General features: G+C 41.2%; 27 protein-coding genes and 3 pseudogenes. 25 read left to right on the top strand and 5 right to left on the bottom strand.

Going from position 1 to position 19,452, the window contains the following annotated elements; translation table 11 throughout:
- Positions 1-3 precede the first annotated feature (3 nt).
- On the bottom strand, positions 4-933 hold the full coding sequence (locus LIQ05_RS17495) for an ABC transporter ATP-binding protein (protein ID WP_334301162.1): 930 nt from the start codon (positions 931-933) through the stop codon (positions 4-6).
- Positions 934-1,193: 260 nt separating this feature from the next.
- Between LIQ05_RS17495 and LIQ05_RS17490 the strand changes: the two genes are divergently transcribed.
- The 5 genes and pseudogenes from LIQ05_RS17490 (at position 1,194) to LIQ05_RS17475 (ending at position 5,077) form a co-directional block, all read left to right on the top strand.
- On the top strand, positions 1,194-2,264 hold the full coding sequence (locus LIQ05_RS17490; RefSeq protein WP_226822686.1) for a sensor histidine kinase: 1,071 nt from the start codon (positions 1,194-1,196) through the stop codon (positions 2,262-2,264).
- Positions 2,265-2,360: 96 nt separating this feature from the next.
- The gene (locus LIQ05_RS17485; RefSeq protein ID WP_226822685.1) at positions 2,361-2,981 is read left to right on the top strand and encodes a response regulator; all 621 of its coding nucleotides are present in this window, start codon (positions 2,361-2,363) and stop codon (positions 2,979-2,981) included.
- A gap of 76 nt (positions 2,982-3,057) precedes the next feature.
- Positions 3,058-3,129, top strand: a pseudogene (locus tag LIQ05_RS20775) (hypothetical protein); the annotation flags it as partial.
- Between the two features lie 128 nt (positions 3,130-3,257).
- The gene (locus LIQ05_RS17480; RefSeq protein WP_226822684.1) at positions 3,258-4,046 is read left to right on the top strand and encodes a LytR/AlgR family response regulator transcription factor; all 789 of its coding nucleotides are present in this window, start codon (positions 3,258-3,260) and stop codon (positions 4,044-4,046) included.
- Positions 4,047-4,207: 161 nt separating this feature from the next.
- Positions 4,208-5,077, top strand: a complete 870-nt coding sequence (locus LIQ05_RS17475) for a DegV family protein (RefSeq protein WP_226822683.1) — start codon at positions 4,208-4,210, stop codon at positions 5,075-5,077.
- A 46-nt stretch (positions 5,078-5,123) separates the two neighbouring features.
- Here LIQ05_RS17475 and LIQ05_RS17470 read toward each other — a convergent pair whose 3' ends face one another.
- A complete protein-coding gene (locus LIQ05_RS17470) occupies positions 5,124-6,014 on the bottom strand; it encodes a delta-lactam-biosynthetic de-N-acetylase (RefSeq protein WP_226822682.1) in 891 nt (296 codons plus the stop codon).
- Between the two features lie 584 nt (positions 6,015-6,598).
- On the opposite strand from LIQ05_RS17470, the gene LIQ05_RS17465 reads away from it, so the two are divergent.
- The 18 genes and pseudogenes from LIQ05_RS17465 (at position 6,599) to LIQ05_RS17385 (ending at position 17,653) form a co-directional block, all read left to right on the top strand.
- Positions 6,599-7,672, top strand: coding sequence for a M24 family metallopeptidase (locus LIQ05_RS17465; RefSeq protein ID WP_226822681.1), 1,074 nt, complete (start codon positions 6,599-6,601; stop codon positions 7,670-7,672).
- Between the two features lie 110 nt (positions 7,673-7,782).
- Positions 7,783-8,199: an amino acid-binding protein gene (locus LIQ05_RS17460; RefSeq protein ID WP_226822680.1), complete on the top strand. Its 417-nt coding sequence runs from the start codon at positions 7,783-7,785 to the stop codon at positions 8,197-8,199.
- Positions 8,200-8,407: 208 nt separating this feature from the next.
- Positions 8,408-8,893: pseudogene (eno, locus tag LIQ05_RS17455) on the top strand (phosphopyruvate hydratase); the annotation flags it as partial.
- Between the two features lie 298 nt (positions 8,894-9,191).
- Entirely contained in the window at positions 9,192-9,977 is a 786-nt protein-coding gene (locus LIQ05_RS17450) for a ParA family protein (protein WP_226822678.1), read from the top strand.
- On the top strand, positions 9,967-10,872 hold the full coding sequence (locus LIQ05_RS17445; RefSeq protein WP_055267012.1) for a ParB/RepB/Spo0J family partition protein: 906 nt from the start codon (positions 9,967-9,969) through the stop codon (positions 10,870-10,872). Before LIQ05_RS17450 ends, LIQ05_RS17445 begins: the two co-directional genes overlap by 11 nt.
- Positions 10,869-11,003 carry a hypothetical protein gene (locus tag LIQ05_RS19745; protein WP_008371487.1) on the top strand — a complete coding sequence of 45 codons (135 nt, stop codon included), beginning with the start codon at positions 10,869-10,871 and terminating at the stop codon, positions 11,001-11,003. Before LIQ05_RS17445 ends, LIQ05_RS19745 begins: the two co-directional genes overlap by 4 nt.
- 4 nt (positions 11,004-11,007) lie before the next feature.
- Entirely contained in the window at positions 11,008-11,175 is a 168-nt protein-coding gene (locus LIQ05_RS17440) for a hypothetical protein (RefSeq protein WP_172680790.1), read from the top strand.
- Positions 11,165-11,476 carry a DUF6050 family protein gene (locus LIQ05_RS17435; protein ID WP_055267010.1) on the top strand — a complete coding sequence of 104 codons (312 nt, stop codon included), beginning with the start codon at positions 11,165-11,167 and terminating at the stop codon, positions 11,474-11,476. The genes LIQ05_RS17440 and LIQ05_RS17435 overlap by 11 nt, the downstream gene beginning before the upstream one ends.
- Positions 11,477-11,603: 127 nt before the next feature.
- On the top strand, positions 11,604-12,002 hold the full coding sequence (locus LIQ05_RS17430) for a hypothetical protein (protein ID WP_055267009.1): 399 nt from the start codon (positions 11,604-11,606) through the stop codon (positions 12,000-12,002).
- A gap of 13 nt (positions 12,003-12,015) precedes the next feature.
- The gene (locus LIQ05_RS17425) at positions 12,016-12,414 is read left to right on the top strand and encodes a single-stranded DNA-binding protein (RefSeq protein ID WP_005344165.1); all 399 of its coding nucleotides are present in this window, start codon (positions 12,016-12,018) and stop codon (positions 12,412-12,414) included.
- Positions 12,415-12,427: 13 nt separating this feature from the next.
- Positions 12,428-12,820 (top strand): hypothetical protein, encoded by a 393-nt coding sequence (locus LIQ05_RS17420; RefSeq protein WP_055267007.1) that lies wholly within the window; start codon positions 12,428-12,430, stop codon positions 12,818-12,820.
- Entirely contained in the window at positions 12,813-13,691 is an 879-nt protein-coding gene (locus tag LIQ05_RS17415; RefSeq protein WP_055267005.1) for a replication initiator protein A, read from the top strand. The genes LIQ05_RS17420 and LIQ05_RS17415 overlap by 8 nt, the downstream gene beginning before the upstream one ends.
- A gap of 9 nt (positions 13,692-13,700) precedes the next feature.
- Positions 13,701-14,519: a replication initiator protein A gene (locus tag LIQ05_RS17410; protein WP_055267003.1), complete on the top strand. Its 819-nt coding sequence runs from the start codon at positions 13,701-13,703 to the stop codon at positions 14,517-14,519.
- Complete coding sequence (locus LIQ05_RS17405; protein ID WP_055267002.1) at positions 14,519-15,313, top strand: ATP-binding protein; 795 nt, start codon at positions 14,519-14,521, stop codon at positions 15,311-15,313. The genes LIQ05_RS17410 and LIQ05_RS17405 overlap by 1 nt, the downstream gene beginning before the upstream one ends.
- 82 nt (positions 15,314-15,395) lie before the next feature.
- Entirely contained in the window at positions 15,396-15,887 is a 492-nt protein-coding gene (locus tag LIQ05_RS17400; protein WP_008371518.1) for a PcfB family protein, read from the top strand.
- A complete protein-coding gene (locus LIQ05_RS17395; protein ID WP_226822677.1) occupies positions 15,884-16,171 on the top strand; it encodes a hypothetical protein in 288 nt (95 codons plus the stop codon). The genes LIQ05_RS17400 and LIQ05_RS17395 overlap by 4 nt, the downstream gene beginning before the upstream one ends.
- A 224-nt stretch (positions 16,172-16,395) precedes the next feature.
- Entirely contained in the window at positions 16,396-16,743 is a 348-nt protein-coding gene (locus tag LIQ05_RS17390) for a hypothetical protein (RefSeq protein WP_226822676.1), read from the top strand.
- Positions 16,744-16,747: 4 nt separating this feature from the next.
- Positions 16,748-17,653, top strand: coding sequence for an NAD(P)/FAD-dependent oxidoreductase (locus LIQ05_RS17385; RefSeq protein ID WP_226822675.1), 906 nt, complete (start codon positions 16,748-16,750; stop codon positions 17,651-17,653).
- On the opposite strand, the pseudogene LIQ05_RS17380 reads toward LIQ05_RS17385, so the two are convergent.
- Positions 17,588-17,863, bottom strand: a pseudogene (locus LIQ05_RS17380) (relaxase/mobilization nuclease domain-containing protein); the annotation flags it as partial. The gene LIQ05_RS17385 and the pseudogene LIQ05_RS17380 overlap by 66 nt on opposite strands.
- Positions 17,830-18,153 carry a MobC family plasmid mobilization relaxosome protein gene (locus LIQ05_RS17375; RefSeq protein ID WP_055152309.1) on the bottom strand — a complete coding sequence of 108 codons (324 nt, stop codon included), beginning with the start codon at positions 18,151-18,153 and terminating at the stop codon, positions 17,830-17,832. The pseudogene LIQ05_RS17380 and the gene LIQ05_RS17375, both read right to left, overlap by 34 nt.
- 251 nt (positions 18,154-18,404) lie before the next feature.
- Between LIQ05_RS17375 and LIQ05_RS17370 the strand changes: the two genes are divergently transcribed.
- Positions 18,405-18,779 (top strand): MmcQ/YjbR family DNA-binding protein, encoded by a 375-nt coding sequence (locus LIQ05_RS17370; RefSeq protein WP_226822674.1) that lies wholly within the window; start codon positions 18,405-18,407, stop codon positions 18,777-18,779.
- Complete coding sequence (locus tag LIQ05_RS17365) at positions 18,776-19,210, top strand: flavodoxin family protein (protein ID WP_195280285.1); 435 nt, start codon at positions 18,776-18,778, stop codon at positions 19,208-19,210. The genes LIQ05_RS17370 and LIQ05_RS17365 overlap by 4 nt, the downstream gene beginning before the upstream one ends.
- Before the next feature lie 57 nt (positions 19,211-19,267).
- Here the strand turns inward: LIQ05_RS17365 and LIQ05_RS17360 are convergent.
- Positions 19,268-19,452 (bottom strand): helix-turn-helix transcriptional regulator (locus LIQ05_RS17360; protein WP_226822673.1); only part of this gene is annotated, 185 nt, incomplete at its 5' end.

Here is a 19,452-nt window from a genome sequence, read left to right as displayed (position 1 = left end):
TCCTTAATCTCGTAGCTGTTTGCCGGTGATTTCCAGAAAGACGTCGTTTAAGGTAGGAAGCTCAGAGGAAACCTGACCAAAAGGAATATCCTGGCTCTGGAGATAATTCAGAAGCCGGATCAGATTATGGCGGGCACCAGTACAGCGGACTGTGAGGACCTGTTCTTCGTAATGCAGGTCAAATACATGGGGGAGTGTCCGGATGTCTGCAAGGTTCTCTGGGGAAAGGGGAACTGCCTCAATGGTGATGGTTTCGCCGGTTTTGATCATTTTTTTCAGCTCCTCCTTGGTTCCAGATGTAATCACATGACCGTGGTCCATAATGGCGATCCTGGTACAGATCTGTTCTACCTCTTCCATATAATGGGAAGTATAAATAATTGTGGAACCCTGTTCATTCAGCTTCTGGATCCCTTCCAGGATCTTATTGCGGCTCTGGGGATCAACGGCTACTGTTGGCTCATCCATAATGATCAGCCGTGGCTTATGGGCGATTCCGCAGGCAATGTTCAATCTGCGGAGAAGACCGCCGGAAAGCTTTTTCGGCCGCATTTTCCGGTAGTCGTTAAGGTCAGTGAAAGTGATTGCTTCCTCTACCAGCTCTTTTCGCTTCCTTTTATCTGAAACATAAAGACCGCAGAAATAGTCAATGTTTTCGTAAACCGTCAGTTCATCAAAAACAGCAACGTTTTGCAGTACGATTCCGATCTGCTGTTTCACCTGGTAATTGTCAGGACGCATCTCTTCTCCGAAAATACGAATGACGCCTTTGTCGTATTTCAGAAGGGAAAGCATACAATTGATAGCTGTGGTTTTTCCAGAGCCGTTTGGCCCCAGAAGCCCAAAAACTTCCCCTTCTGAAATATTCAGATTCAGGTGGTCCAGCGCCACCAGACTGCCATATCTTTTTACCAGATTTTCTATTTGTACAATATTGGTTGACATGATTTTCCTCCCTGAAAAGAATTTCTAATGGTGTATTCTGATTTTAGTATAAAGGAGAAAGGGAAAAATACCTAGTGTGAAATGTCATTCTTTTCCTGTGACAAATGTCATAAAGTGAGGAAAGTTTCTTTACAGCGTGCGGCTGGGTATACTATAATGAAAAAAGTGTTTCGGGAACTGCTGGATTTGGAAAAGAAAGATTGTCTGTAAACAGTAATTATTTCATAAAAAGGAAAGAAGGTGACAGTATGGGATATTTTTTTGATTGTGGACTTCTGGTATTCTATGGGTTTCTGTCACTTTTTTTTGTGCCACCGGGAGCTGGATTTCTGATCGCTTTTTTGTGTTGTATTTGTCTGATCTGCCTTGGATATGCGGTAAAGCGTAAATGGCTGAGGCTGGTTTGGGGCATTTTGTTCGGGCTTCTGGGGCTGGGATTTCCAGAGGTTTTTCTTTTTTATCCCTGCCTTTTTTACCTGTTTTTCCATGAAAAAATGCCAGGCGTGGCAGGGGCGGGAATGGTGCTTTTCCTGTGCCAGATGCCAGAAGCCTGGGAAAACAGGGAATTGTTTGCCGCAGCCGGTGTATTTGGGCTGCTTCTGGCGTTTCGGATGGAGAGAAATACCTGGAAGGGACAGAACCTGGAAGAAGAGCTTCGAAGAACCCAGGATGACTCCAAGGAGCGGAATCTTCTTCTTTCCCAGAAAAATAAGGCGCTGCAGGATAAACAGGATTATCAGATCTACAATGCTACCCTAAAAGAACGAAACCGTATTGCCAGGGAAATCCATGACAATGTGGGACATGTGCTTTCCAGATCCATTCTGATGGTGGGAGCGGCGAAGACCATTAACAAGGAGCCTGGAATGGACGCCATGCTGGAAAATCTGGAAGACTCCCTGAATCATGCCATGAACAGCATTCGAAGCAGTGTCCATGATCTTCACGATGAGGCTGTGAACCTGGAAGAAGTGGAAAAAGGGCTGGTAAGGGAGTTTACTTTTTGTCCGGTGGAAATGACCTTTGATATGACACGCCAGGTTCCAAGGGAAGTGAAATATTGTTTTATCAGTATTACAAAGGAAGCCTTTGCAAATATTATGAAGCACAGCAATGCCACCAAGGTGCGTCTGATCCTTCGGGAGCATCCAGCTCTTTATCAGCTGTGTGTGGAGGATAATGGAACCAGAGTTTCTTATGATCCGGGAAAATCCGGGATTGGAATTGTGAATATGAAAGAACGGGTGAATGCCCTTGGAGGAACCATGCAGATTTCTGTGGATAAGGGGTTCCGTATCTTTATTACGCTTCCCAAGTAACCGGTCTGCCGGAAATAAGAAAAAATTTATGGTTTACGAAACACCCATTTGGAATGGGAACCGTAAACAGCAGCCTAAAAAGAGCAGGAGCAGAAAATGAAAATTATTATTGTAGATGATGACTGCCTGGTAGCAGGCGCCTTGAAAACCATTTTGGAAGTGAATGAGGATGTGAAAGTCCTGGACACAGGCTCTGATGGAAAACAAGCCTGCCAGCTATACAAAAAATATAAGCCGGATGTGCTTCTGATGGATATCCGGATGAAGGAAATGGACGGCCTGGAGGCTTCAGAGCGTATTTTGAAAATGGATCCAAAGGCTAATATTTTACTTCTGACAACTTTTTCAGACGACGAATACATTGTAAAAGCCTTGCGCCTCGGGGCAAAGGGCTATCTTTTGAAGCAGGATTACGGCAGCATTCTGCCGGCATTGCGGGCGGTTTATTCTGGACAGACGGTCTTTGGAACAGAGATCGTTTCCAAAATCCCGGATCTGCTGCAGGGAGAAAAAAGGTTTGACTACAGCAGCTACGACATTAATGAGAGAGAATTGGAGATCATCGAGCTGATCTCCAATGGATATAGCAATAAGGAAATTGCGGCGGAGCTTTTTCTAAGCGAGGGAACGGTGCGAAACTATCTGAGCACTATTCTGGAAAAGCTGCAGCTTCGGGATCGTACCCAGGTGGCTGTATTTTATTACCAACATAAGTAAGTAGCATAGACAGCAGGGGGATTTTTGGATATAATCGAAACAATACCTTACTGTGCTAGAGCCTGTTTGAAAAATCATTCCTGCAATCTGCACGCCCCACTTTGGCAGTATATTTCACCCAAATTCGGTTGTCGTAGCCCGCTACGACGCCCTCATCCGGGCAAAATCTCCTACAAATTGTCACACGTCTTGCAGAAAGCCTATTTCAAATACGCTCTAAAAGAAAACAGCGGTATCCAGACGGTGCAGTAAAATGAGACACAGGAGAAATCAGAGATGAACATACAGAAAGTTGCAAACAGAACAGCAGAAATCCTGAATTTATACTATAACAATGAGATAGAACCATTCTTAAACTCCTGCCATGATGATGTATTGTGGATTGGACCGGCGGAAAAGCAGGTGATCAGAGGGCGGAAGAATCTTATGGATGCATTTCACGCAGAAGAGCATGAGTTGAAATTTTCCCTGAATAACCTGACACTGGTGCCACTTGCAACTACAAGCAGCACAGTGGCGGAGGTTATGACTTTTATGCTTGTAGATACTATCTGGCCGGACAACAGTGTGAGCCGGGTAAATCAGCGCATGCAGTTTACCTGGGTGGAGCAAAAGGGCGTGCCGAAGATCCGTTCGGTCCTTATTTCAAATGCCATTGAATACGATGAGCGAGATGGTATTTATCCGGTGCATTATGATGAGAATTACCGGAAATTTGTGCTCACGGGAGAGAACAGATCGGAGAGGATTTATGTGAAGGGTGTAGATAAGACTATCCTTTACCTGAACTGGTCCAGGGTGATTTATGCAGAGAGCCTTGGAAACCATTCCCTGATCCATACGCTGGATCAGGAATTTGAAACTACCGAAAGCCTGAAAACACTGGAAAAAAGATATGAAAGGATGTTTTTGAAGTGCCATGAAAGTTATATGATAAATCCGGCTCACGTTCATTCCATCCGCAGATTTAAGATGACAGTGACGGGAGGCAGGGAGCTTCCAATTCCGGAGAAAAAATATACGGCGCTGAAAAAGGCATTGCAGGAATTGATCGCAGCCCGTTAATCGTTTCTTTACGTGATGTTTCCAATAAATCGTTAAAAAAATGTTACAAAAATGCGAAAAATGTAAAAAACTCACACGCAGGAACAGCAGTATGCTATAATGGGAGCACCTAACCTGTTTTTGGATAACAGTAACTGCCAAGCAGACAAGGAGAACAAATTATGAACGATTATGTGATTATAACAGATACCTCTGCGGATATTCCAGCAGACATTTTAGATAAAGGACAGATTCGTCTGATTCCTATGGTATATCAGTTAAATGGAGAGGAGTGTCCCCACAGGGATCCGGGAAGCTGGGACAGCAAGGCTTTTTATGATAAGCTTCGCGCAGGCGGAACTGGAAGTACTTCCCAGATTTCTCCGGCTACGTATACCGATTACTTTGAGCCATTTTTGAAGGCAGGTAAGGATATTCTTTATATTTCCCTGTCCGGCGGACTGACTTCCACCTGGCAGAGCTCACACATTGCAGCTTCAGACCTGATGGAAGAGTACACGGAGCGTAAGATTTCCTGTGTAGATTCCCTTGCCGCTACAGGCGGACAGGGAATTCTGGTGATCCTGGCTGCCGAAAATCAGGAGAAGGGAATGTCCCTGGAAGAGAATACTGCATGGCTGGAAGAGAACCGTCTTCATATCTGCCATTGGTTTACGGTAGATGATCTTGATTTCCTGAAGCGTGGCGGCCGTATTTCTCCTACTATTGCCTGGATCGGCGGAAAGCTGAAGATCAAACCGATCCTTCGTATTGCAGAGAATGGTACCCTGGCAATCCCGGAGAAGGTACGTGGTTCCAAGGCTGCCATGAATACCATTGTTTCCAAATATATCAGCTCCGGGCTGAATGCCGAGCACCCCTATGTATTTATCTGTCATGGTGACGCTGCAGAACAGGCAGAAAAGGAGAAAGCAGCAATTTTGGAAGCAGTACCCCAGGCACAGGTGATCGTCATGCCTATGAGCCCGATTATTGGAATCCACACGGGTCCTGGTGTGCAGGCTGTGATCTATTTTGGAAACAACCGATAAAAGTACATATGCAATAGATATCTATTTTCTATAAAATATACGTGCTTTAAAACTCACTAAGAGTTCCAAAGGTATATCCCATCTCTTCCCATTTGGTCAGCAGTTCATCCAGAATCTGCCCATTGGTGGAAGAGGTGTTGTGAAGCAGGACAATGGCACCTGGGTGGATGCGGGAGAGTAATTTGTCGAAGGCTTCTTCACGGGTAGGCTGTTTATCCTGATACCAGTCCACGTAGGCAAGGCTCCAGAAGAAGGTTTTGTAGCCCAGTTCCTTTGCCATGGAAAGGTTGGTTGTACTGTAAATTCCCTGAGGCGGCCGGTAGAATTTCGTCATGGATTCTCCGGTCGTTTCCTTATACAGATTTTCCACTTCCCCCAGCTGTTTTTTGAAGTCCTCCATGGAGGAGATTCCAGACATGTCGGGGTGGGTGAGGGTATGATTTCCCACAATGTGTCCTTCTTTTACCATTTCTTTTATCAGATCCGGATTGTCTTTTATAAAATTTCCCACAACGAAAAAGGTTGCTTTTACATTATGCTTCTTTAATGCGTCAAGGAGCAGCGGAGTATTTCCATTTTCGTAACCGCAGTCAAATGTGAGATAAATTTTTTTCTCCTGGGTGTTCTTTGCAAAATAGGCATTGTAGGGGGCAAGCTCTTCTATGGAAGCGTTTCCAACCGGGCGTTTTCCCTCTTCCTGAAAACTAAGTCCCCAGCTGGAGCTGTTCGCTGCAGTTTCAAAGATATCAGGGGGAGAAAAATGGTGTACGATCACTCTGGCAGCAGAGCCGGCGAGAAAACAAAAGGCGAAGAGCAGAGGAACTCCGGCGTAGTGGAGAAAATCTTTGATTATGGGAAGCTTTTCTGAGAAAAAAGTAGAATTATGTGAGGAAAGCGGGTTCTTTAATCTGGAAAATGATAGTTTGGAAAATTTCATGAAGCGAAAACCTCAAAGATGGCTTTTTACAGATATATGAAGCGTGAAAATGATTATGCGTAAGAAATGCAGGAAAATGTAAGACATAAATTAAGCCACCAGCATCGACGTTTACTGGTGGCTTAAATCTGTTCCATATCCAATGGAAGATACCTCACTTTCTTAAAAATATGCGTTTAAAACAATTGGAATTAAAAGCTTACGTTCTTGGTGGACTGTACCTCGCTTTGCTTAAATTATAAAAATTAAGATGTTACTTTACGCTTCTGGTGGTCCGTACCTCTCTTTCTTAGATTATAAGTAAGTTGCTTATGTTTTCGGTGGTCTCACTCCTTTTTGTTTTTATTTTTAAGTCCCTTTTGTTTTATGAGCTTACTATAACAGATTACTTTGCGTTTGTCAATAAATAAATTGAAAAAATATTATTTTAAATAAAATAAAAAGTTTATATATATAAAAATAAAAGAAAATTCAGACAATATTTCGGAGAATAATGTGGTATGATGGGACTATAAAGAATATGGCTTTTCAACGTGATAAAGCATCGGTAAAGCTGTATTACAGAAGCTGAGGAGGAACCAAAAATGTTAAATGCAATTCTTGACGAATTAAAACTGAATGCCCTTGTGATCACAGATCCGTATAACATGCGTCATGTAAGCGGGTTTCGTGGAGGCGAAGGAGCTTTATATATTTCAGTAGCACAGAAGGTGCTGATCACAGATTCCCGCTATACCGAGCAGGCTGGGAAAGAGAGTGATTTTATAGTGATCGAAGAGTGCCGTGCACATAACCGCCAGACCATTCTGAAAGAGTGCATGGAGAAGGAGAATGTAAGCGGCGATTTCCATATGGGTTACGAAGACCAGTCTATGCTTTGCTGTGATTTTGACAAGCTGAAAGCAGAGCTGCCAGTTCAGACCTGGACACCTCTTGGCAGCAGGATCGACGATCTCCGTCAGATCAAGACAGAAGAAGAACTGGAATGCCTTGCAAAAGCTGAGGAGATTGGAGACAAAGCATTTGCAGGACTTCTGAAGATCGTAAAACCAGGCATGACAGAGCTTGAGACTGCAGCAGAACTGGAATATCTGATGAAAAAAGAGGGAGCAGAGGACTTAAGCTTTAACACCATTATCGCTTCCGGCCTGAATTCCTCCATGCCTCACGCAATCCCAGGGTATAAGAAACTGGAAGAGGGAGATTTCGTTACCTGTGATTTCGGCTGCAAATATAAAGGATACTGCTCTGACATGACACGTACCTTTGTCCTTGGAAAAGCAAGTGACAAGCAGAAAGAAATCTACAACATAGTATTAAAGGCCCAGCTCGCAGGTCTTGCAGCAGTAAAGGCTGGCGTCAGCGGAGCAAGCGTGGATAAAGTGGCAAGAGATATTATCACAGAGGCTGGATACGGCGAGTATTTCGGACACGGACTTGGTCACAGCGTAGGTCTTTTCGTCCATGAAAATCCGCGTCTGTCCCCGTCTGACGACACTATTCTGAAAGCAAATATGATCGAGACTGTAGAGCCTGGTATCTATGTACCTGGTTTTGGTGGTGTGCGTATTGAGGACATGGTAGTGGTAACAGAGGATGGCTGCCGCAACCTGGCACATTTTCCTAAGGAGCTGATCGAGGTTCCGGTGGAAAAATAGGGAGAGGATTGTTTAATGGGAAAGAAGGCTGTCTGTCAGAGCAGGCAGTGGAATCCCTTTTGCAATTGAACTGTTAATATTGTTATTGAAATGTAGAAAGGAATAAGAAAATGCTGAAACAATTATCAATTTTTGCAGAAAACATTAAGGGAAAAATGCAGCAGGTAACGGGAATCCTTCTGGAAGAGGATATCAACATTCTGGGTTCTGTTACCAATGACAGTGCAGAATATGGAATTGTACGTATGGTTGTTTCCAAACCGGAGCAGGCGCTGGAAGCCCTGACAAAAGCTGGCTTTATCTGCAAGCTCAGTGATGTACTTGGAATCGAGGTAAAGGATGAGGTTGGTAATCTGAACAACCTTCTTCTCAGTCTTCAGGAGAGCAACATCAACATTGACTATCTGTATCTGTCCTTTAACCGTGCTACCGGACTTCCAATCATGGTGCTCCATGTGCCGGATATCAGCGAGGTTGAAGCATGCCTGACCAACAAGGGATTTAATTCTATTTCCGAGGTTCACTAAATATAGGAATATGGATATAGCTGCTGACGAATAGCTATGATCTGTAAGCTTAGAGTGAGGATTATAGATAAATATGGGCCAGAAGGAATTCTATACAGAAACATTCCTTCTGGCTCATTTGCGTTGTTTCCAAATCCGTAGTGAGTCTTTGCATAGAACTCTGAATAACTGGAAAAACTACCGTTATCAATCTTTAGGAGGTTAAGAGATGTTACGGTATTTGCCTATTCGGAAGATTCACGCGAGACAAATTCTGGATTCCAGAGGCAATCCCACTGTGGAAGTAGAAGTGACAGTGGGAGAAGGCATTATTGGGATCAATGGATATACAGGCCGCGCAGCAGTTCCATCTGGCGCGTCTACAGGAAAATTCGAAGCACTGGAGTTAAGAGACGGTGACAAAGGGAACTACAAAGGCCTTAGTGTACAAAAAGCAGTGGATAATGTAAACACAAAAATTGCGGAGGCAATTCTGGGAGAAAATGCACTGGACCAGACCTATATTGATTCTCTTCTGATTCAGACAGATGGTACGGACAACAAAAGCAATCTTGGGGCGAATGCCACTCTTGGTGTTTCCATGGCGGTGGCAAGGGCAGCCGCTATGACACTTCGGATTCCGCTTTATCAGTATATGGGCGGCTGTCATGCGAACAGGATGCCGGTTCCTATGATGAATATTCTAAACGGGGGTGCTTGTGTTATTATAATGACACAAGGCAGAACCCCTTATAATACAAGGGCTCTAGCGATTTAGTCCTAAATAAATTTCGTAACCAATCAACGAATTTATGAAGGAAAGGCCTCTCTTTTATAAATAACACAGTGCAGAAGTAATAGAATTTCAGAACTCGGCTGAGATGTATTTACTATACCACGAAAGCGGTGATAATTGAATAAAAATATATTTTGGACTGAATTAGCTTGCATGAGATTTATTTCTCAGCTGTCTGATTCAGTCTTTTTATTTGACAAGAAAGAAGGGAAAGATTATGGCAAAAGTAATTTCTATTGTTAACCAAAAAGGAGGAACGGGAAAATCCGCATGTACAGCTAATTTAGCAGTAGGATTAGCACAAAATAATATGAAAGTGTTAATCGTTGATGCCGATCCACAGTCAGATGTATCCGCAGGATTTGGATATCGTGATTGTGATGACAGTAATGAAACTCTTACAGCTCTTATGGATGCAGTAATGAAAGATGAAGATATTCCATCAGACTGTTACATCAGGCATCAGGCAGAAGGAATAGACATTATCTGTTCTAACATTGGACTGGCAGGTACGGAAGTACAGTTGGTAAATGCAATGAGTAGGGAATATGTATTGAAACAAATTTTATATGGTATCAAGGATCAATATGATGCAATTATTATTGATTGTATGCCATCATTGGGAATGATCACAATCAATGCACTGGCTGCATCAGATGAAGTACTAATTCCGGTTGAAGCGTCTTACCTGCCAATCAAAGGATTGCAGCAGTTATTAAAAACAATTGGTAAGGTCCGCAAGCAGATCAATCCGAAGCTGCAAGTCGGTGGAATTCTGTTTACAATGGTCGATGCTCATACGAATGATGCCAGAAATAATATGAAACTTCTCAGAAATGTATATGGAAGTCAAATTCATATCTTCGATAATTATATTCCATTTTCTGTAAGAATGAAGGAAGCAGTCAGAGAAGGTCAGAGTATTTTCTCTTATGATCCGAAAGGCAAAGCTACAGAAGCTTATCGGAGAGTGACGGAGGAGGTGCTGAAAGATGTCATCTAAAAAAAGAGCAACTCCCGTTTCCTTACAGCCGCTTGATGCATTGTTTGGAACAAACGAAGAGACAACCAATGGAATTAGTGAGATAGCAATAGGAAGTCTTCATCCATTTACGAATCACCCGTTTCAAGTAAGAGATGATAAGAAAATGGAAGAATTAGCAGAAAGTATTACACAATATGGAGTGTTGGTTCCTGGTATTGTGCGGTTGAGAGAATCCGGTGGTTATGAACTTGTAGCTGGTCATCGGCGAAAACGAGCATGTGAACTTGCTGGACTAGAGAAAATGCCGGTTATCATCAAAGATCTTACGGATGATGAAGCAACGGTAATTATGGTAGATTCCAACATTCAACGAGAAGAGCTGCTGATCAGCGAAAAAGCATTTGCTTATAAAATGAAATATGAGGCGTTAAAGCGTCAGGGGAAACGGTCTGATTTAACTTCTTGCCAAGTTGGCAAGAAGTTGGCGGCAGAAGAAGTCAGTCAGAATACAGGAGATAGTTCCAGACAGATTCTTCGATATATTCATTTGACAGAGTTAATAGCAGAGCTATTAGAATTGGCAGACGAGAAGAAGCTTCCCTTTAACACAGCTGTTGAAGTTTCTTATTTGAGAACTGAAGAACAGCAGATATTACTTCAGTATATGAGTAATCACAATATGGTACCGTCCATGAAGCAGGCAAAGGAATTGAAACAAATTTCAAAAGAGCGGATGTTGACGTATCCAGAGATTGACCAGATTTGCATGAATGAAAGTACTGAAAAAGTTCAGGTGCAGATTCCGGCGAAGAAATTGAAACAATATTTTCCAGAGACATATACAAAGACTCAGATGGAAGAAATTATATTTATGCTGCTGGCATCGTGGGCAGAAAGAGAGGGGAAAGAATGAGCAATGAAGATATGGCAAGTAGAATACAAGTCTATCTGAAAAAGATAGAAAAGATACGTGTTAAACGGATGAAAAGAGAGAAGTTTAAACATTTGTTGAAAACATTAGGATTATCAGCAGGAAGGAAGTGAAAGTATGGCTTTAAAAATTGTACGAAGATATGATGCGAACGGAAGGGAGCTTACGGAGAAAGATCTGGAAACCTTTCGATTGGATTCTCCTGTGGTTAGAGAAATATTGGCAAACTTTAATCGGGAGGTGGCGGAAGGAATCAGACAGAGGGAGAAAAAGGGTGACGATTGAAGACGTAATTAAAAAATCAATTCTGCCGCTGGCATTTATGGTATTCTGGTTTTGGATGACAAAAACAATAATGAAAGTCAGTGGTCAGACAGATTGGTTCTGGTGGATATTTATTGCCGGATTACCATTTGGAATACATAAAATGCGGCTGATTCTAATCCCAAGAGGAATGGATACCACAGTAACACTTGGTATGGCTGCATTAAGTGTCATCATTGGAGCATTGATCGGAAGTATCATGATTCCAGTGTATGTGATCAGAGCGATATACGTTTTTATACGGTATATCATTGAAAGATAGAAAATTAGTTTGATAAGAGGCAGGCTTGCGAAAACAAAAATCGTAAGTCTGCCTCTTTTTTTGTGCCTAAAAACAGGCAATTCAGGGTAAATCCCTTTTGCAAATATAAATTTTGGAGGATTCCATTATGAGAGAGCGAATTGAAAGTAAGCATGTAACAAAAGAAATCAAAAACCAGATGCCAGTGATTCCGGTTGAGATTATCAAAGAAAGAGGTTGTACGTTCTGCCCATATTATCTGGGAAGCTATGAGAAACAACCACGATGCATGATGAAAAATTGTGCCTGGGATGATGAAAATGAGCGTTTCCATCCAGTTCTTCGTGGACTGATCCCATTTTACAAAGAGAAGATGGAAAAAGCAGAAGAGAAGTTCCTGGCAATGAAAAAGATTTACACAACGCTGTTAGGAATGTTTGCCGATGAAATGAAGCAGGAAGAGTTGGAAAAAGATGAATGTTACGGATGTGCCTATGGAAAATGTGGACCATGTATCGGTATTTGTTACAAATCAATGAAAGCATAGGAGGGTTAAGCCAATGAATACAACAGTTATTTCCGGTCGATTGGTAAGAAATCCCGGATACAACGAAGTGGAGAATGAAAAAGGACTTCATAAAATTGCCAAGTTTGTTCTGGCAGTCAGAAGAAATTATTCCGATGAAGTCAGTTTCATTCCGGTAAAAGCTTTTGCAAAGAAAGCAGAATTTGCCAGAGATTATCTGATGCAGGGCACGAAGGTCATGGTGGAAGGCGAGATTGTCACAGGTAATTATGAAGATAAGGATACCGGGAAAAAGATTTATACTACCGAAGTGTATGCAAACCGGATTGAATTCGCAGGTGCAAAAATGGTTGACAGACCACCGTTTCCAGAAGATGCGGAAGGGTTCTTAGAGATTCCAGAGGGCATGGAAGAAGAAATGCCGTTTAGATAGAGGAGGATAAAAGATGGTTTCAGTAGATCAGGCGTATATGGTAGGGCATATGAAAAATGCCGATGGAAGTATCAATTACAAAAATGTAGTGCTGTCAGCAGCATGTGAAGCAGCGGAACTGTTCCAATGCATGATGTCAGTAAATCAGAAACTGGAGGACTGGCAGAGATTTAACCACACCTTGGAGATGCATCTTAGAAGTGTGGAATGTGAGAAAATTCATGATATCTGTCAGGCAGTATATGGAATGAAACATCCGTCCAATGAACTGGAAGGATTGTATCTGGCAAGAGAGGATGAACAGATATGCCTTCTGTACTATCAGGTATTTGTAGGGATGTTGGAAATCAATATTAATTCAGCCGAAGTGCTGTACAAACAGAAGGAGGAAACAATCAATGAATAAGATGGAGTATATGCCGGTAGATTGTCTGCAGGTGCCGAAGGTGCTGTTCCAGATGGAAAAATACAAAAATCTGTCAAATACAGCAAAGATTTTATACAGCTTATTTCTGGATCGTTTGAAATTTGCGGTGCAGAATAGTTGGGTAGATGGTAAGGGGGATTTGTATGTAATCTATCCAAAAAGTGAAATGAAGAAAGACCTGAATACAACCAGATATGGGGTAGATCAGGCAGTACAGGAACTGGTGGAGATTGGAAATCTGGTGCGCATCATTCCGAACAATGGAAAGGCAAACCACTTTTATATCAACGATATTTATGAAAATGAGATGGAGGAAGAATCAATGATGACATTAGACTGCATTATGGCAAATATGCCGATGGAAGAAAGAGAAATCATTATGGACAAGATGGTGGCAGCATCCAGAGATATTCTGGAAACAATTGCAGATATGGGATATCTGGATGAATATGAGACACCACTGACTTCAATGGAAGAAAGAAATTATCGAGATGAGCTGGGACAGCTTGATGTTGATCAGATTTCCTGTGATGGCTATGAATTTGGCATGGATCTGGCGTTTGGAATTCTTGAAGAGAATGAGGAAAATGCTGATAGAGTACTGGATATTCAGCAATATGTGAACAGGCAGAATAAAAAGTGTTCAAAAAAGAAATTTATGAAAGTTCTGGAGACTCTGGTACACGCAATAGGAAATGATGAAGGATTTATTGCCGATATGTATGCGTGTGATAAAGAGGCTAGGAAAATCTATTTGGAAGAAGCGATGAATGCATTCAATTATGTGCTTGATGAATTATGTCATGGTACAGGCAGTGCTGCAAATTGTGATTTTGATGTAGAAGAGTAGGAAAATATTATGGCAGATTTTGAATATTTCAGAGCAGAAGAATCTGACCAGTTTTCTTTCTTTCGGATACCAAAAGCTCTGTTCACAGAAAAAGAGTTTGCAAGCCTGTCCACAGACGCAAAACTCCTTTACGGAATTCTGCTTGATCGAATCAGCCTATCCAAGAAAAATGGCTGGATTGACGGTGATGGTTATGTCTATATTATTTACACGATTGCAGAATTGCAGGAGCTGTTGCGAATGTCGCATACGACAGTGACAAAGCTTCTTTATGAGCTTGACAGTGTGCATGGGATTGGATTGATCGAACGGTATCGGCAGGGGAATAATCGTCCTTCTGTCATATATGTGAAAAATTTTGTGAAACGGAGCAGAGGAAAGCCCGTAAGATACTTTGCTTCTGGAACGCCAGAAACTGGAAATCCAGATTGCAAGGAATTGGAAATCCGGATTGCAAGAAACTGGAAGTCCGGAACGCAAAAAAATAGAAGTCCGGACTGCAAGAATCTGGATGGAAGTAATACTAAGATAAATAAGACTGAAAAGAATCATACTGATAAGAGTAAGGGCAATACTCCCGCTTTGGAAGAAAAATTCAGTCTAAATGGGAGATTTAAAAATGTTGTTCTGTCGGAAGCAGAACTGCAGGAGTTGATGACGCTATTTCCATGGGATTACCAGAAACGGATAGATCATCTTTCTGTTTATATGAAATCCAGTGGAAAAGAGTATCAGAATCATTTTGCAACAATCTGTCTTTGGTCAGAACGAGATGGAGCCAGGGCAGGAATGGATAAATATGAATTTCAGGAAGGAGAAAGCCTGTGATGGAAAATAAAGTAACAGCAGATTATCTGGATGAAGAGGGATGTCTTCATTGTGGTATCTGTGGAAAAAGAAAACAGATGAAAGTTAGTCTGATGGGATTTGAGCATGTAGTGTCCTGTTTGTGTGAATGCGAGGTAAAAGCCAGACAGGAACTTGATGAGAAGATGCAGCGGGAAGAAGCACAGCGGCAGCTTTATCAGAGAAAATCCATCGGACTTCGGGAAAGAAGATTTTGGGAATGGAAATTTGAAAATGACAATGGAAGCAATCAGAAGATACTAATTGCCAGGCAGTATGTAGAAAACTGGACAGATATGAAGAGAAAAAATGTAGGATTGCTTTTGATGGGACCAGTTGGAACTGGGAAAAGTTTCTTTGCAGGCTGTATTGCAAATGCACTTTTGGAACAGGGAGAACGTGTCATGATGACGAATTTTTCCAGGATTTTAAATGAAATGACCAGCTATCAGGCAGATAAGAACCAGATTATACAAAATCTTGTGGATTATCCGCTGCTGATTATTGATGATTTAGGAATAGAACGAAATTCTGAGTTTGCTTTGGAGCAGGTCTATAATGTGATAGACAGCCGCTATTGTAAAATGCTTCCGCTGATCGTAACAACGAATCTGGGACTGAATGAAATGAAATCCAAAGATTTGGATACTGCCCATCAGCGTATTTACAGTAGAATACTTGAAATGTGTGTTCCCATCTATTGTGGTGGAGAAGATAAGAGAAAAGAAGAAGGGACAGAAAAACTCGTACAGGTGCAGAACCTGATTACCGGTTAATCTGTCTTTTTTCATTAAAGGGGGTGATTGCCATGATTACAGATCTGGACAGCAGTTGAATCGCTGAAAGGAGGGAAAAGTCATGCAGGAAGAGGTAACTCAGAAAACGGTCACGTTCTGTATTCGAGCAACTAAGATTACAGCAGATCTGTTGAAAAAGGTTCTTGTTGCGTATCTGCGTCATCAGAAGCAGAAATCAGTAGAGAAGAAAGCACAGAAAAATCAGCCGAAACAGGGAAAGGTCACGGTAAAAGAGCTGGCAAAACAGAATGCCGGGATGGTCAATATCGAGATCACGGACAAAAATATCAAGTCCTTTGAACGGTATGCCAGAAAATACGGGATCAATTATGCTCTGAAAAAAGACAAGAGCAAAGATCCTCCGGTTTATCTGGTATTTTTCAAGGGACGTGATCAGGATGCCCTCAATGCTGCTTTCCGTGAGTTTTCCCAGAAACAGATTCAAAAAGCGAATAAGCCTTCCATTCATAAGCGTCTTGCAGCTTACCGGGCAATGATGCCAAAGAAGACGAAGGACAAAGTAAAGAACCGGCATCAGGAGCAGAGTCGATGAAAAAGAAAAGCGGCAAAAATCTGATGCAAAAATGGAAGAATAAGATCAGGGTCAGGCTGTCCGCCCTGGATAAAAAGAAACTGGTTCTTACCAATATCCCATATATCTTAACTGCTTTTTATACAAATCGGGCATCATTTCTTTATAGAAACAGTCCGGGAGAAGATATAGGGAATAAGCTATTATATGCGATGGAACATGCAGACAGGATTCTTACCGGATTGCAGCCAAGTTTTAACTGGTGTGATATGCTGACAGGAATTGTAGCAGCTGTTAGGTTTTAAGTGTGATGCTACACTTTCAATCGGAGTAGATTGGGATGCTTCGAAATATGTTCCGGTGTTGATTGAAGAATTGAATAAATTGGTTGATTATTACGTTGAAAATGATTCAATCCCGTTATGTACGATGAGTTGTTATTATCGCACTGATATGTTTGCGTTTAAAAATCAATGGGCTTCATTCTGTGCGGAACACTTAAAACCAGGCAATGAAGGTAGTGTTGATTTTGTTGGAATTAATATTTCGACGAATAAGAGCAATTATAGAGGAATATGTTTTAGCTGGAAACGCTCATTTATGGATGATTGGTTGCGATTTCTTTTCTCAAGATATGGGGAACATCAGAGGGAAATACAAAATATATATAAAAAACGTAAACGAAAATGTATTAAAAAAAATAGAGGAACTCTTAATGCTACAGGGATTGAATGCAAATTTTGTTGAGCGCTTGAGAGAGGTTGACAAATGTGTTGGTAGCCTTAAATCAATGTATCTTTATGGAATTGGCATTTGCTATGAACTAAAAAAAGGGTACTCCTTTAATTTATATTTAAAACCGAAAAGGTGTAAATAATACTATGATCTACGACTATATAATAATTGGAAGTGGGCCTGCAGGTTCAGTAGCTGCATATTGTTTGCAGAAGCAAGGAATGAAGTGTTTGATGTTGGAGGCTCAGAAAGAAAGAGGCGAAAAAACATGCGGTGGCTACTTAACTTGGTCAGCCATTAGTCTATTAAATCAGATTGGAATTAGCACAGATTATTTAATAGATAATGGTGCACAAAAGATAGAGCATCTTATTCAACTGTGGGATAAGAACTTTATAACGCATAGTCACCACTGTGGTGAATATGGGATTGGCTGTAAGCGATTACTACTTGATAATTGGCTTACAGAATGTGCAACAAATGAAGGCGTACAAGTTGAATATGGTGAAAGAGTACAATCTTTTTCGAATTTAGGAGATGTATTCAATGTAAACAACTATTGTGGAAAAAAACTTGTGTTTGCTACGGGAGCCCGTGGTTTTGTCTCTAAGGACAGTCGTATAGTTCTCTCAGAACAAAGCTTCGGCATATCAGCTCATATTCGGGGGACGGGAAAAATTAATAAAAAGACGATATATTTTTGGTATTTAGATAATTTGAAAAATGATTACTTTTGGGCAATACCTATTGGAGGCGATGTGTGGAATATTGGTATTTGGTTTCAACATTTACCTGAAAAAAAGCCACAAGAACTGTTTTATGAAAAAGCGAACCAATACCTTTTTCCTGAATTTTTTGGATATGAATATATCAATAAACCACATGGCGCATTTTGTGGAAATGTAAACATGACATCATTTTTACCAGAGAATTGTTATGGGGTTGGTGATTTTGCAGGATGTAATATTACTACTTCAGGGGAAGGCTTCATCTGCAAATTGCTGCCCAAGCCGGTGAGCAGTTTCTGCATCAACTTCTCCAGGTTTAAATGACTGGATCAGATGAAATGCCAGGTTATCACCTTTGTCCATTCCATTCTTTTTTGCCATTTTTCTAGTCATAGAAAATTCAAGATCTGCAGTTTCCGGGGAACAGCCAAAACTGGAAACTAACAGTTTTTCATCTGTCTTATCTGGATTTGTAATATAGTCCAGAGCTTTTTTGTCTGTTACTTTAATGGGGAAGATCTTAAGATACGCCATAATTCTTTCACCATCTCTTTCAATTCTTGCATTTCTTCCGGATACAGATCTCCGGTGCTGTTTACTTTTTTCGCAATCTGATTGATATTTACGCCAATCTTGTGCATTTCCTCATACTGTTTCTTTAGTGGAGTAGTGTCGGTGTTGACGATGTAACCGTCGATTGCCATTTTACGCAGATAAGCTCCCATGTTTTTGGTCTTTGATTCTATCATCTTCCTGCGGATAAGTTTCCTTTCTTCTTCGGTAACATAAAAATGGATTTCTTTGTTTCTCTTTCTCTCAGCCATTGGCAGTTTCTCCTTTCTGTGAGAGGCAGTAGTATCGTTGCTTTCAGTGCTTTTTCAATTTAGGGCAGGGTAACCTAAATTGGGATTTTCCGGAAGTGTATCCTCACTTCCTGTCCTTGCTGTTTTACCCCTCTATTAGTTAAAGTCAGGAGAACCGGGAAAATGCAAAAGAATTTGGCAGGTAGTATGGGATACGAAAATGTGGTATGATTATGGGCAGGATATCAGAAAAATCAGGAGTTGAATAGATTGTGAAGAAAGAAGAAATTTTTGAATATGTGCAGAAACAGTATGGCACAATGCCGGAATATTTATGGAGTAAACTATCGGACAGTGCAGTACTTCGACATAAAAATGGGAAATGGTATGCAGTGATCATGACGGTTGAAAAATCGAAACTGGGATTAGAGGGAAATGATTTGGTTGACATCATGGATGTAAAGTGCGATCCAGAAATGACCAGCATGATTATTCAGACTTATGGATTTTTACCAGGATACCATATGAATAAACAGCACTGGATCACGATTTTACTGGATGGTTCAGTCAGTGAAGCGAAGATATTGGACTTTTTGGATATGAGCTATGACCTGATTGACGGAGCAGACAGAAAGGAAGAAAAATGAGAACAGCGATAGTATACGCATCTGTGCATCATGGAAATACAGAAAAATTAGTAAAGAGGATCGCAGAAGAATGTCAGGTGGATTTGATTGATGCTGTGAAACAGCCAGATGCAGACCTGAGCAGTTATGATATGATTGGGTTTGCATCAGGAATCTATTTTTCAAAGTTTCATCAGTCGATATTGGAATTTGCAGAGAAGAATCTACCGGACGACAAAAAGATATTTCTGATCTGTACTTATGGTGGAAGTGCGAATTATAAATCCATAGAGCAGATTTTGGATAAAAAACATGCCAGTGTAGTTGGAAAATTTGGCTGTAAAGGGTATGACACATTCGGACCATTTAAACTGGTTGGAGGTATTGCTAAAGACCATCCGAATGAAGAAGATATGAAAAACGCAGCGGACTTCGTAAAAGGATTACACTGATTTTTGAGCAAAAGGAAAACCGGGGATTTTACTCCTCGGTTTTCTGGCAGTTGTGTTTCAGTCTTCAACTTGAAAAATATCTTCTACAGGCACTTTCAGGTAATGGGCCAGCCGGATTGCAATCTCAAGAGAGGGATTACGTTCTCCACGTTCGATGCGGCCTATAGTCTGGCTGCAGGAACCTATTGCTTCAGCCAAATCTGCTTGAATGAGATTCCGTTCTTCACGAATATCTTTTAGTG

This window comes from Blautia glucerasea (genome assembly GCF_020537505.1).
GTDB lineage: Bacteria > Bacillota > Clostridia > Lachnospirales > Lachnospiraceae > Blautia_A.
Note: the sequence above shows the minus strand (reverse complement) of the source record. Positions and strands in the feature narration are given on the sequence as shown.